Source organism: Pseudoalteromonas sp. TAE79 (genome assembly GCF_000498015.1).
Taxonomy (GTDB): Bacteria; Pseudomonadota; Gammaproteobacteria; order Enterobacterales; family Alteromonadaceae; genus Pseudoalteromonas.
The window spans coordinates 121,138-134,373 of the sequence record NZ_AUTL01000221.1 but is presented as its reverse complement, the minus strand read 5'-3'; the positions used below and the strand labels follow the sequence as shown (position 1 = coordinate 134,373).

The window sequence follows — 13,236 nt, the reverse complement described above, 5'->3', positions numbered from 1 at the left end:
CTAAGTATAGGGCGTTGCGCTATTTTGCACGCTGACCCACCAATACTGCCGAAACAGGTTACGGTTAGTTGTGTACCTCTAACTTCTTATGGCTTCCTTCAGACCCCACCGTTGGCCAGTGACGCCCTTGCCATTCAGATTATCTTCCCCTTAGTCAGGGTGATAAGGCATCTTTCAGCCTATCGGGTTTGCCAGCTTCGCTGGGCAAACAAAAAAGGAGCTAATTTAGCTCCTTTTTTGATTATAACTAGCGCGATTTATTGCTCTTTGCAAATCACATTTAATGAAGCCGGCTCAATAGTAATAACGAGTTTGTGAGCAGTTTTAATTTCACCATCAAGTACGTATTTAAGCTCACCTTCGCCTGTAACCTCGACTCTTTTAGCATTTGTATGGTGCGAGTTTATAGCTAAATGTGTTTGCGTTAAGCTACTGTACATCAGCTCAGCAATACTTAAAATGGTTGTTGAGTTTTCATTATTGGGTGTTAGCCAATTTACATCAAGAAGCCCGTCACTATGATCTGGCTGCCCACCACCTTGAGCCAATAATGTTGTAAAAGGCGCGGCATTTGCCACAATAAAGCTATTTGTACATATTTCTTTGGGCTCATTATCGTCGAGTTTTACATTAAGTAGCTGTGATTTTTGTTCGCCAAACGCTTCAAAAAAACCATTTAGATAGGCAAGTTGCCCCGACTTATTTTTCGACTCTCTATCTGCTTTTTCTATCATTGATTGCTCAAAACCAATGCCCGCTAATAAAAGTACTAATTCATTATTACAATAAGCAGTATCTATTATGCTTGTTTGACCATCTATAATTAGGTCACAGGCTTGTTCTACTGGAATAAACTTAGAGGTAATACCCATCAATACATGCGCAAGGGCGTTTGCAGTCCCCATAGGGATGATGCCTAGTTTACATTGTGTATTTACAAGTACGCTTGCAACTTCGGCCACTGTACCATCTCCCCCGCATGCGATAATAATATCCGGATTTTGCGCAATTTCCTGTTTAGCCAGCTCAATACCGTTAACTTCTTTTGTAGTAGTGAGTACTTTCAAATCGTAATAGTCCGATAGCCGCGCAACAATTAAGTGCTCTTTTTCTTCCCATAATCGTGTACCAGATACAGGGTTAGCAATTAAAACGGCTTTGTTTTTAATCAGTAATTCGCCTTTTTTATGTCGCTTAGCTAAATGGCGAAGTTGATGCTTATTTAAATTTGCGGTTTCGCGGGTTTCTTTTATTTGCGCAAGTACTTCATGTACATCTGCATTTTTGTTTTGACTCAATAAATAAGCCGCCATTACAAAAACAGACCGCCCACGGCCTAAGGCGCAATGTACAACTACGCGACGATTTTCTTTAATATGGTGATGTATCCAATTAATAGCCTGATTCAGCTGCGAATGTGAAGGGACACTATGATCAAGCACCGGAATATTTAAGTAATTAAAGTTCTCTTGCGTTGAACTCCACTCTAGACCGTCAAACTCGCACGTTACATCCAAAATCGCTGTAATTCCGTTATCTTTTAATGTGTCTATGTCTGAGGGAAATAATCGGCAAGCTAAAAATAGATTTTCGTTTACTTGTTGAATGGGCGGTACTTTGTCATGCTTACGCGACCAGGCATTATAAATTTGCACACCAAATAAAAATGGCACAAACGCCCAACGTATATAAAATGGGATCACTCCATTTTCACGTTTTCTAAATATTTTTGCTGTATTAAAAATATATGCGGTACTCACTAATAAAAGTGACAGCGCAGTCCAATAAAAAACAATAGCAAAGTAAACAGAGTTTACTTCCCACCCAATAAAAATAAGTAGTAATGCTAAAAGTGAATAACCAACTGCAGCCCACATAATCTCTCCTTTGTGTAAATAATTCCGATTTTCTAATTCTAATTTAAACGGCTTTATGTACTCTTTTGCAAATATCACGCCATATAAACGGCATTTTAAATTCAAATTAAAATCATAAATTATTGATATATAACATTAATAATAAAATAAATTTAAGTGCAATCTGCTCTTTGTGCATTTTTTACAAACATGTGAATAAATTATACTTACACATCTAAATTTCAAATACTGATCGGTTATTGCTTGTACTAACGTATAAAGCAGCTAATCTAAAAATCAATTAAAATTTTTTGCATCCAAATCACGCCCTCAACCGTTTACTCAATGATAATAAGAAAAACAAGACCCCTATGGATAACGATGATTTACTCCCTCTTTTGTGCGCAACAGCACAAGGTGACAAAAATGCTTTCTCGAGCTTGTACCAGCAAACTAGCGGCAAACTTTTTGCTATTAGTTTAAACATGCTCACAAATAGAGCCCATGCCGAGGAAGCATTACAAGATGCTTTTATAAAAATTTGGCATAACGCATCTGAGTATAATGCTTCAAAAGGCACTGTTATAAGCTGGATGATAAGTATAGTTAGGTATAGAAGTCTCGACTCGCTGCGCTATCACAAAGTACGAAAAGAGCAGTCGTTAGGCGATGATAAATATGAGAATGAATGCATCGATGTTAATTACGATGAAGAAACAAAACTGGTTAATTGTATCGAACAACTTGAGCCGCAACAAAAACAAGCTATTCACTTAGCTTATTACAAGGGGCTGAGTCATAGCGAATTAGTGGCTCATATCGAAACGCCATTAGGTACAGTTAAAAGCTGGATCAGGCGTGGGCTCATGCAGCTACAAAGGTGTTTAACATTATGAATTATAATAAACCCGAATTATTAGACGCACTTGCTGGGCAGTATGTGCTTGGCACACTTAGAGGACTTGCCCGTAAGCGCTTTCAGCGTCTTTTGCTTAGTTCGAACCAAGCACGTGAAGCAACAAGTATGTGGGAGCAAAACCTAAATAACTTAGCGAGTGCTATTACACCGAAAACGCCACATGACGATGTATGGATAAATATTCTACAGCGCATTGAAAACAGGCCACAAACAAGTAAAACGGTTATACATACTAAGCCATCTATTTGGCGTACATGGTCTTTTGTTGCAACAGCCGCGTGTATTGTTTTAGCCTTTTTAATTATTCAACCTTCTAATAATGTTGTTCAAACGCAACAAATTGCCTTGGTCCAAAATCAAGATAAGCAATCATTATGGTTTATTGATGTTAACGACAAAGGGCTTTCTATCAAAGCCAGTAGTCAATTGGTTGCTCAAACAAATAAAGATTATCAGCTTTGGATGATTTTAAAAGGGCAAGATGCGCCTATTTCATTAGGTTTACTTCCCAAGCAAGGAAGTAAAACATTATTAAAAGATAACCGCTTCAACGCAAGTGATATTGCATTGCTAGCAGTAAGTTTAGAACCTATTGGTGGCTCGCCAAATGGATCACCGACCGAGGTGTTATACACCACAGAGCTAGTACTTTTATAACCTTACTATTACGACTAATATTGGCTGCTTGTATAAAGCAGCCAATCCTCAATTTAAGTTTTTAACAAAATATAAAATTAATTTAACTTTTTTGCATCCAATTTAAATCCTGCCCCGTTATTAGCTATGACTTCAATCAAAACTAAAGGACAAAGTCATGAAAGCTTTAACTCCATCAATACTCGCAGTAGTAATATGTAGTACATTTGTAAGTGCACCAAGTGAAGCATCTAGCCACAGAGAAGCGCCAAATATAAGCCGTTTCCCGACTTTAGATTCAACCGATTTTTATGTATTTAATAGTTACGAACAAGGTCGTGGTGATTTTGTAACACTAATAGCTAACTATATCCCGCTGCAAGATGCATACGGCGGTCCTAATTACTTTGCAATGGACCCAGATGCTACCTACAGCATTCATATAGATAACGACGGCGATGCTGTTGAAGATATTACATTTGCGTTTAACTTTAAAAGCATGCTTCCTAATGATAATCAAGGTGTGCAATTAACTGTTGGACCTGAAGGTAATCAACGAACAGTTTCGGTACCACTTAAAAATGTTGGCGGCGTGGCTGCAGGTGATGACAGCGCAGCAAATTTTAGTGAATCATACACAATGACCATGATTAGCGGCGCGCAGCGTACTGGCGAAACAACGGTATTAAATAACACTGCATCAAACTCAAGCTCATTTTCTAAACCGCTTGATTATGTAGGTGATAAAACATTTGGATCGATGAGTGATTATCAAACTTATGCTGACCAATTTGTTTATCAGGTTTCAATTCCTAACTGTGAAAACATGGCACAAGTTTTTGTAGGACAACGAAAAGACCCATTTGTAGTTAACCTAGGTAAAACATTTGATTTAGTTAACTATGTACCTGTAGAAGGTGATAGCGCCCCAGGTGCTGGTGACGGCGGTGGTTTCCCAGGTGGTATAACGCAATCTGCTGATAACGACGATCTTGCAGATAAAAACGTCACATCAATCGCTATCGAAATACCAAAGAGTTGTATTGTTGGTGAAGGTAACGGTGTAATTGGCTCGTGGACAACGGCAAGCTTACCTCAAGCACGTGTATTAAACCCAAATGCTAAATTTGCTAATAATGCGGTAAACGGTGGTGCATTAACTCAGGTCTCACGCCTAGGTAGCCCACTTGTAAATGAGCTTGTAATTGGCATTAAAGACAAAGACGCATTTTCAACAGCGCACCCTAAAGATGATGCACAATTCTTAGATTATGTATCTCACCCAGCACTACCAGAGTTATTAAATATTTTGTTTAAAGATGCGGTTAATACAACACTAGATACTAACTTTGAAACTCTGGCACCCACTAACTTCCCGCGTACTGATTTAATCACTGCATTTTTAACGGGTTTTGCAGACGTTAATCAGCAAGCAACTGTAACACCTTCAGAAATGCTGCGTTTAAATACAGGCATTGCAGCAACAGCGCAAGCTGATCAATCTGCATTTGGTGTAGCGGGTAATGATTTAGCCGGCTTCCCAAATGGTCGTCGCCCGGGTGATGATGTGGTTGATATTGCACTTCGTGTTGTGATGGGTCGTTTATGTCATCCTATTCCTGTAAATGGTGAAGACACTGACTTAGGCCTTTGTACACCAGAGGATGCTAATACGGGTACAGTTCCATTTACTGATGGCGCACCTATTGATGCAACAATGATGGACTCAACATTCCCATACCTTGCAACACCTATTGCGGGATCTAAATAAGGAGTTAACTGATGCGTAATTTAAAAACTACCCATATTTGTGTTCTCCTCAGTGCATTAACATTGGGTGCATGTAGTAGCGATGACGATAAAAAACAACCTACAACGGTTGTAAACACAGCGCCGACCGCAAGTGATGCAATGCTAACTACACAAACAGAAGTAAGCATTACCGATATGCTCAGCGCAAGCGATAATGATGGCGATTCGCTTACTTACTCATTAACAAGTGAACCAACTCTTGGAACTGTTACCGTTAATAGCGATGGTAACTTTACCTATACACCAAATAAAGAAGTGACAGGTTCAGATAGTTTTATGTTTGGTGTAAGTGATGGCGTTAATTCGCAAGTAACTGCAACAGTAAACATTACAATTGACGCACTACAAGTCGACTTTGCTCAATTTGCAACCGATGCATTTAATCAAGCGCCAAATGCAGAGCCGTTAACTGTTAACGGTCGGGTGTTTACAAACACAGATACCGATGTTGATGGATTAATTTCAACAAACGGTAACTAACCAAGTCATTAAGCTGACAGGCCATGGATGGCTTTTTTCAAAGGATATTTATAATGCATTTATCAATTTTTAAGTCCGTCGCATTTATTACTTTATGCCTAACACCCTTTGCGTTGAGCGCTGCGCCTTTTACCCCAAAAGATGATGCAGTTATTGCCAAAAGTAATTCAACATTTAGTGCCTCTCTCTCTGTTGACGAAATAAATACTTTAGTGACTAATAGCCAATATGCAGGCCAAACAGAGCGCTTACAAGGGCTACTTAAAACCCGCTTAGCTCAGTTATATAACCAAACACCCACGTCTCAAATTGGTTACTTATATGCTCGTGTTTTACAAAAAGAGCACCTTTTTGACGAAGCAATTAACGTTGCCAACAACGTTTTGATTACCGAACCAAAGCACAGTAATAGCCATTTGTTGCTGGCCAATATATTGATGACCCAAGGTGAATTTACAAAAGCAAAACAACACTGTGTTGCCTTGATTGGTCAAGTAAGCACCATTACTGCTAGCACTTGTGTGCTAGACGTACAAAGCCAGCATGAAAGTGTTTTAGACAGCTACCAAGCATTAGTAAAAATTATAAACAATAACCAAACTAGTTTAGCTACAAACCATGTTTTAAGTGAAATGAGCTACCGTCTAAGTAACTACAAGCAAGCTTTGTCTCACTTACAAAGCGTAGATTTAGTTCAAGCTCCTGTGAGCCTCATTGTGTTATGGGCCGATATTCAAATTGCGCTAAATCAACCTCAACAAGTATTAAATACATTAAGCGTACTGCTTCCAGATAAAAGTAATTTAGAAGATGCTATTTTGCTAAGGCTTTCAATCGCAGAAAAAAAACTAAATAAACGCGATAAAAAATGGCAAAATACAATGGCGAAAAGAGTTACACTTAGAGAGCTTCGTAAAGATTCTTTTCATGCAAGTGACTTAGCTAAATATTACCTTGATGTACAACAAAATCGTGAAAAAGCACTTTACTGGGCTCATATTAATTGGCAACAGGCTAAAATGAGCACCGATGAGCAATTACTTATTAAAGCAAAAGCGATGCAACGAGATACACTATGAAAACGCCTTATCTATTTATACTCACTTTAATGCTGTGTATTTTCTCAACTTACAGCTTTTCCCATCAACTAAGTACAAGTTATATAACCCTAAATAGCAAGAACGATAACGACACCAACAAAAGCCAATACACGGGTACCTGGCAAGTTAATATCGCCGACTTAGAGCACGCAGTGCCTCTAGATTTAGATAAAAACGGGCAAATTTCGTGGGCTGAAATAAAAGCAAAACGCAGCTCAATTAATAACTTCATTACAGAAAGTTTAAATATCACGCAAAACGCGCAAGCATGCCCTTTAAAAAGTGAAGGTATCTATCAGCTAGATAACCATTTTAACCAGCCTTATTTGGTGATTCCGCTGCTGTTTAGCTGCAATGATAGTGAAACAATCTCTCTTTCGTATTCTGCTTTTTTTAAAACCGATGCTAATCATAAATCTGTTGTAAATATAAACGGTGTATCTCGTGTATTTAATATCAACGAGGCACAACAAACATTTAGCTTTGAAAAATCCAGTTATTTAAGCACGTTCAATCAATACGTTTATCAAGGTGTTTTACATATTTGGATAGGTATTGATCATATTTTATTTTTAATCGCCCTATTACTTACCTGTGTTTTAAAACGTAGTAACAAAACATGGCAAGGTATTAGCTCTAAAAAACACATTATTAAACACACAGCATGGATAGTAACCGCGTTTACGCTTGCGCACTCTATTACGCTTACAGCAACAGCTATGAACTTAGTCTCACCAAATAGTCGCTGGGTAGAGCTTGGAATTGCTATATCGGTTTTATTTGCAGCATTAAATAATGTGTGGCCGTTGGTACTTCGTTTAGGTTGGCTTACTTTTGCTTTTGGTTTACTGCACGGCATGGGATTTGCGAGCGTACTTGGCGAGCTTGGCCTGTCGAGCGACTATCAACTGCTCAGTATTTTGGCGTTTAATTTAGGCGTCGAAATCGGTCAACTTAGTATATTACTGATAGCCTTACCAATACTCATTTATGTACGACACTACACTTGGTATAAAAAGTGGTTAATGCCAATGGGCTCCGTTGCTATCGCAATCATTGCACTTCAGTGGTCAATCGAGCGTTTTTAAATAGTATAAATAAAAAAGCTAGCCAAAATATTGGCTAGCTTACTTTTTAGTTATCTATTTTGAGCGTTACTGCGCTTCATCAAATGGCATCAGTAATGTTTTCATTGCAGGGCGAAGCGCTATGAGTACCGTTTCTTCGGTTAGCTCAGGGTAAAGTAACTTTCTAAGTAATAACCCCGCCATCATCGAAAAAATAACATTAATTCGGCTTTCAAGTTCAAGCTCATCAATGTCTTTGAGCGCACTTCGCTCGCTTGCTAAAAGCTGCCTCATGCGCCCTCTTGCTTGAATATCGGTTTCACGCAAAAGAGTAGCGACTTTAATATTACGACCCGCTTCTGCCATCATATCTAAATCGATAACACATGAGCCTGTATCCATGTGTCTTTGCACGCCAATATTTAAGCCATCTAAAAGAGCCGCCAAAACATCACCAGGGTGATCTTCAAACTTTTGAAAGATAGAGAACATTTCTTCCATGTCTTTTTCAATAATGCTTTCTATAATCGCCTCTTTGCTTTCAAAGTAATTATAAATATGGCCTGCACTCATCCCTGCCGTTTTAGATATTTCTGCCATACCTGCACCGTGGTAACCTTTACGGCGAAAACACTCTGCAGCAGCTGATAAAATTTGTTCGCGCCTAGCTTGCGCTATAGCGGGATCTGTTTGCCTTTTTGCTTTAGGCTTCATGTTCAACTCCACTACCAAGTCATAAACTCAGTAAAGCAAGAGCTATAAATAGTCTCGCTATATAAATATGTAATGCGGCTTTAAAAGCCGCAAATATTATTTCTCTACCTGAGTTGTTTCACTGGCTACATTCCATCCGCCACCAAGCGCTTTGTACAAGTTAATTTGACTCGCAAGATATGCTTGCTGACCCGCAATTAACTGCTGCTGCGCGCCGTACCACGTACGCTGAGCATCAAGTACTTGCAAGTAGCTATCTGCGCCTTTTTCATAACGCATTTTTGATAAATCAAACGTGATTTGTCGACTACTTATAAGCATATCAAGGGCACTTAATTGCTCTTGGTAACCTTCTCTATCAGCAAGTGCATCGGCAACTTCGCGAAACGCATTTTGAATTTTTTGCTGATACGTTGCCACTGCAATTTTTTGATCGGCTTTTGCTACATCAAGATTTGCTTGGTTACGTCCCATATTAAAAATAGGTAAGCTAATTGTAGGCACAAAACTCCATGTACCCGAGCCTGAATCAAACAAGCCACTTAAGTCACTTGAAGCTGACCCCGCATTGGCAGTTAAGCTTATGCTTGGATAAAACGCCGCACGAGCAATACCAATATTGGCATTAGCAGCAAGCATTAAATGCTCAGCGGCTTTAATATCAGGGCGCTGTGATAACAGGTCAGACGGTAAACCAACGGGTACTTCTGGCATACTGATCAAGTTAGTCAGGTCTTTATTAGGTAGTAAATCAGCTGAAACAGATTTACCTACTAATAAATCTAAGGCACTTTTATCACGCTTTAACAAACGTTTGTACGTTGCTATGTCTACTTTTGCCGTAGCAACTGTGCTTTTAAGCTGCTCAAGAGTAATAGAAGACGTCGCACCTAAATCAAAGCTTTTTTGCGTAAGCGATAATGACTCTTGCTGAGAGGTAAGCGTTTCTTTTGCAAGCTCTAGCAGTTGCAAATCAGTTGCATAATTTAGCCACGCATTTGCCAACTCTGAAATTAAAGACACCTGCGTGCTGTATTGACTAAGCTCTGTAGAGTATAAGTTTTGCAGTGCTTGCGCTGATTGGTTACTTACCTTGCCCCAAATATCTAACTCGTAAGAGGTAATACCCACTGTTGCACTGTATTGCGAGCTAATAGCTGCATCGCCAGTACCTGATAAGTCAGCCGGTAAACGCTGGCGCGTACCTGAGGCATTTAAATCAAGGGATGGATACAAAGCAGAGTCTTCAATTTGATATAAACCACGCACACGCTGCACATTAAGCACTGCAATTTGCATGTCTTTGTTATGCTCAAGGCTTTGACTAATTAACGTTTGTAGTTTTTCGTCATTAAAAAACTGCTGCCAATTTAATTGCTGCGCAGCGCTTTGCCCAGTATCTGATGCATAAGCATCAGATACTGGTAAAGCAAGGTCTTTTTGCTCTGGCGCTAGTTGGCAACCACTTAGCACCAATAAAGCAATTGCACTTAGGCTGAATGTTTTAATGCTCATTCTGCGCTCTCCTTCGTAGTCTCTTTAGCTTTGCCAGGAAATACACGGCGCACTAACACAAAGAATAACGGTACAAAAACAACAACTAATATTGATGATGCAAGTGTGCCGCCAATAATCGAAATACCTAACGCATTTTGCGCACCAGAACCCGCGCTTGAGGCAATAGCAAGCGGTAAAACACCACAAATAAAGGCCATCGAAGTCATAAGTATTGGACGCAAACGAAGGCGAACAGCAGCAATAGTCGCATCAACTAAGCCAAGCCCTTCTTCCATTTTATGAATCGCAAACTCTACAATCAGTATCGCATTTTTAGATGCCAAACCAATGGTGGTCAACAAGCCTACCTGCAAGTAGATATCGTTAGATAAGCCACCGCCAAGCGCTGCCATAATTGCACCAAATATACCCAGTGGCACAATCATCATTACCGCAAACGGTACCGACCAACTTTCATAAAGCGCGGCTAAACATAAAAATACAAATAACAGCGATAGGCCATATAGTAGAGGTGCTTGACCGCTACTAGAGCGCTCTTGGAATGAAATACCGGTCCACTCAGACGAAATACCATTTGGTAATTGTTTAACTAAACGCTCCATTTCATCCATTGCTTGGCCTGTACTGTAACCTGGCGCTGCACTACCTTGAATTTCCATTGCTGAAAAACCATTGTAACGCTCTAAACGCGGCGAACCATACGTCCAGTAGGCACTAGCAAACGCTGAAAAGGGCACCATATCGCCATTATCATTGCGTACATACCACTTATTTAGATCCTCAGGCACCATGCGAGATTGTACATCACCTTGCATATACACTTTTTTCACTCGACCACGGTCAATAAAGTCATTCACATAACTACTACCCCATGCTGTCGAAAGTGTACTGTTAATATCGTTTTGCGACACACCAAGCGCTTCGGCTTTTGCCAAATCTGTATCAAGTTGTAGCTCTGGCATATCTTCTTGTCCATTTGGACGCACGCCCGCTAAAATTGGACTTTGGCTTGCTAAACCTAATAACTGATTTCGTGCAGCTAAAAGTGCCTCATGGCCAAGGCCTACACGGTCTTGTAAGAAAATATTAAAGCCATTAGCAGTTCCCAGCTCAACAATTGCAGGTGGCGGAAAGGCAAAAACAAATGCTTCTTTTATCGTTGAAAAGTAGCCCATCGCTTTACCTGCAACACCTTGAACAGATAACTCGTCACGCTGACGCTCATCCCAATGTTTAAGATTTATAAAGGCAATTGCTGAGTTTTGACCAGAACCTGCAAAACTAAAACCAGTCACGGTTAAAATACCGTTTACTGCTTCAGATTGATCGTTTAAAAAGTGATTTTCTACCTTTTTAACAACCTCAAGCGTTTGCTGTGTTGTAGAACCCGCTGGTAATGAAACTTGGTTAAATAAAATACCTTGGTCTTCGTCTGGTAAAAACGCCGTTGGTAAATGCGAAAATACATACACCATGCCACCCACTATCACCGCGTAAATAAGTAAATAACGCTTAGAGTGGTTGATCATTCGGCTAACAAAGCCTTGCGCACCGCTATTAGTTTTATCAAACCCACGGTTAAAGCCAGAGAAAAATTTGCCAATAAATGAGGTGTTATCGTGAACGTGGCTTGGTTTTAAAAGCGTTGCACACAATGCAGGTGTTAAAATAAGTGCCACCAATACCGAAAGACCCATCGCCGATACCAGTGTAATAGAGAACTGACGATAAATAATACCGGTAGAACCACTAAAAAATGCCATTGGAATAAATACAGCCGAAAGCACCATAGCTATACCTACCAGCGCGCCTTTAATTTCATCCATAGATTTTCGTGTTGCTTCAAGCGCTGAGAGTTTTTCCTCGGTCATTAAGCGCTCTACGTTTTCTACAACAACGATTGCATCATCTACCAATAATCCTATGGCAAGTACCATCGCAAACATCGTTAGTGTATTTATTGAATAACCAAAGGTGTATAAAATACCAAACGTACCAAGTAAAACTACAGGCACGGCAATAGTTGGAATAAGTGTTGCCCTAAAGTTTTGTAGGAACAAATACATAACTACAAATACTAAAACAACGGCTTCAATTAAAGTGTGAATAACTTTTTCGATAGAGAGCGATACAAATGGCGTTGTGTCGTAAGGTACAACCGCATCTAACCCTTCAGGAAAAAATGGCTTTAACTCTTCAATTGCTTTTTTAACACCTTCAGCTGTATCAAGTGCGTTCGCGCCACTGGCTAATTTGATACCTAAGCCTGATGCTGGTTGTCCATCGTAACGTGCAACAACACGGTAGCTTTCACCGCCAAGCTCTACTCTAGCAACGTCCTCTAGACGCACAAAAGAGCCATCTGGATTGGTTTTAACTAAGATTTGTTCAAATTGCTCTGGCGTTTGTAATCGGCTTTGCGCCGTTACTGTAGCATTAAGCTGCTGACCATCAACCGCTGGCATACCACCAAGTTGACCAGCAGATACTTGTGCATTCTGTGCAGAAATAGAGGCGCTGATGTCGGCAGGTGTAAGCTGATAGTTTTGTAGTTTTGCAGGGTCTAACCAAATACGCATCGCGTACTGAGAACCAAACAGCTGTACTTCACCTACGCCTTCAACACGCGAGACAACGTCTTGCACGTTTGATGAAACATAATCGCCAATATCAATATTGGTCATGCTGCCATCTTTAGACACAAAAGCATAAACCATTAAAAAGTTACGCGCTGATTTTGCAACTACCACACCTTGCCTTTGTACGGCTTCTGGTAATAGTGGAGTTGCTGTAGCTAGTTTATTTTGCACTTGAACTTGTGCAATATCAGGGTCAGTTTCAGCGCTAAACGAAAGTGTAAGCGTAGCAGAACCACTCGACTCAGACGTAGATGACATATAAAGCAAGCCATCAAGCCCTTTCATTTTTTGCTCAATAACTTGCGTTACCGTATCTTCAAGTGTTCGTGCAGATGCACCAGGGTACGTTGCAGTAATACTCACTGCAGGTGGTGCAATTGAAGGATACTGCGAAATAGGTAAACTCCTAATCGCCAAAATACCTGCAAGCATCACTACAATAGCGAGTACCCAAGCAAATATCGGTCTATCGATAAAAAATCGTGACATTAAAAC

At 40.0% G+C, this 13,236-nt stretch carries 10 protein-coding genes; 6 read left to right on the top strand and 4 right to left on the bottom strand.

From position 1 onward, the window contains the following. Positions 1 to 257: 257 nt before the first annotated feature. Positions 258 to 1,877, bottom strand: a complete 1,620-nt coding sequence (locus L655_RS0117300) for a diacylglycerol kinase family protein (RefSeq protein WP_024605719.1) — start codon at positions 1,875 to 1,877, stop codon at positions 258 to 260. A gap of 350 nt (positions 1,878 to 2,227) precedes the next feature. Between L655_RS0117300 and L655_RS0117295 the strand changes: the two genes are divergently transcribed. From L655_RS0117295 to L655_RS0117270, 6 genes are all read left to right on the top strand, one after another. Beyond that, positions 2,228 to 2,752 (top strand): sigma-70 family RNA polymerase sigma factor, encoded by a 525-nt coding sequence (locus L655_RS0117295; protein WP_024605718.1) that lies wholly within the window; start codon positions 2,228 to 2,230, stop codon positions 2,750 to 2,752. Further along, positions 2,749 to 3,432: an anti-sigma factor gene (locus L655_RS0117290; RefSeq protein WP_024605717.1), complete on the top strand. Its 684-nt coding sequence runs from the start codon at positions 2,749 to 2,751 to the stop codon at positions 3,430 to 3,432. Before L655_RS0117295 ends, L655_RS0117290 begins: the two co-directional genes overlap by 4 nt. Before the next feature lie 157 nt (positions 3,433 to 3,589). Continuing rightward, a complete protein-coding gene (locus L655_RS0117285) occupies positions 3,590 to 5,182 on the top strand; it encodes a DUF4331 domain-containing protein (RefSeq protein WP_024605716.1) in 1,593 nt (530 codons plus the stop codon). A gap of 11 nt (positions 5,183 to 5,193) precedes the next feature. Then, positions 5,194 to 5,703, top strand: a complete 510-nt coding sequence (locus tag L655_RS0117280) for an Ig-like domain-containing protein (RefSeq protein WP_024605715.1) — start codon at positions 5,194 to 5,196, stop codon at positions 5,701 to 5,703. 53 nt (positions 5,704 to 5,756) lie between these two features. Further along, the gene (locus L655_RS0117275) at positions 5,757 to 6,782 is read left to right on the top strand and encodes a hypothetical protein (protein WP_024605714.1); all 1,026 of its coding nucleotides are present in this window, start codon (positions 5,757 to 5,759) and stop codon (positions 6,780 to 6,782) included. Then, complete coding sequence (locus tag L655_RS0117270) at positions 6,779 to 7,891, top strand: HupE/UreJ family protein (RefSeq protein WP_024605713.1); 1,113 nt, start codon at positions 6,779 to 6,781, stop codon at positions 7,889 to 7,891. The genes L655_RS0117275 and L655_RS0117270 overlap by 4 nt, the downstream gene beginning before the upstream one ends. A gap of 66 nt (positions 7,892 to 7,957) precedes the next feature. Here L655_RS0117270 and L655_RS0117265 read toward each other — a convergent pair whose 3' ends face one another. From L655_RS0117265 to L655_RS0117255, 3 genes are all read right to left on the bottom strand, one after another. Continuing rightward, complete coding sequence (locus L655_RS0117265) at positions 7,958 to 8,584, bottom strand: TetR/AcrR family transcriptional regulator (RefSeq protein ID WP_024605712.1); 627 nt, start codon at positions 8,582 to 8,584, stop codon at positions 7,958 to 7,960. 96 nt (positions 8,585 to 8,680) lie between these two features. After that, positions 8,681 to 10,099, bottom strand: a complete 1,419-nt coding sequence (locus L655_RS0117260; protein WP_024605711.1) for an efflux transporter outer membrane subunit — start codon at positions 10,097 to 10,099, stop codon at positions 8,681 to 8,683. Then, complete coding sequence (locus L655_RS0117255) at positions 10,096 to 13,230, bottom strand: efflux RND transporter permease subunit (protein ID WP_024605710.1); 3,135 nt, start codon at positions 13,228 to 13,230, stop codon at positions 10,096 to 10,098. Before L655_RS0117255 ends, L655_RS0117260 begins: the two co-directional genes overlap by 4 nt. Positions 13,231 to 13,236 lie beyond the last annotated feature (6 nt).

Bases quoted from the DNA above. Each gene is read 5' to 3' on its own strand.
- L655_RS0117300 (WP_024605719.1), bottom strand. From the start codon at position 1,877: ATGTGGGCTGCAGTTGGTTATTCACTTTTAGCATTACTACTTATTTTT.
- L655_RS0117295 (WP_024605718.1), top strand. From the start codon at position 2,228: ATGGATAACGATGATTTACTCCCTCTTTTGTGCGCAACAGCACAAGGT.
- L655_RS0117290 (WP_024605717.1), top strand. From the start codon at position 2,749: ATGAATTATAATAAACCCGAATTATTAGACGCACTTGCTGGGCAGTAT.
- L655_RS0117285 (WP_024605716.1), top strand. From the start codon at position 3,590: ATGAAAGCTTTAACTCCATCAATACTCGCAGTAGTAATATGTAGTACA.
- L655_RS0117280 (WP_024605715.1), top strand. From the start codon at position 5,194: ATGCGTAATTTAAAAACTACCCATATTTGTGTTCTCCTCAGTGCATTA.
- L655_RS0117275 (WP_024605714.1), top strand. From the start codon at position 5,757: ATGCATTTATCAATTTTTAAGTCCGTCGCATTTATTACTTTATGCCTA.
- L655_RS0117270 (WP_024605713.1), top strand. From the start codon at position 6,779: ATGAAAACGCCTTATCTATTTATACTCACTTTAATGCTGTGTATTTTC.
- L655_RS0117265 (WP_024605712.1), bottom strand. From the start codon at position 8,584: ATGAAGCCTAAAGCAAAAAGGCAAACAGATCCCGCTATAGCGCAAGCT.
- L655_RS0117260 (WP_024605711.1), bottom strand. From the start codon at position 10,099: ATGAGCATTAAAACATTCAGCCTAAGTGCAATTGCTTTATTGGTGCTA.
- L655_RS0117255 (WP_024605710.1), bottom strand. From the start codon at position 13,230: ATGTCACGATTTTTTATCGATAGACCGATATTTGCTTGGGTACTCGCT.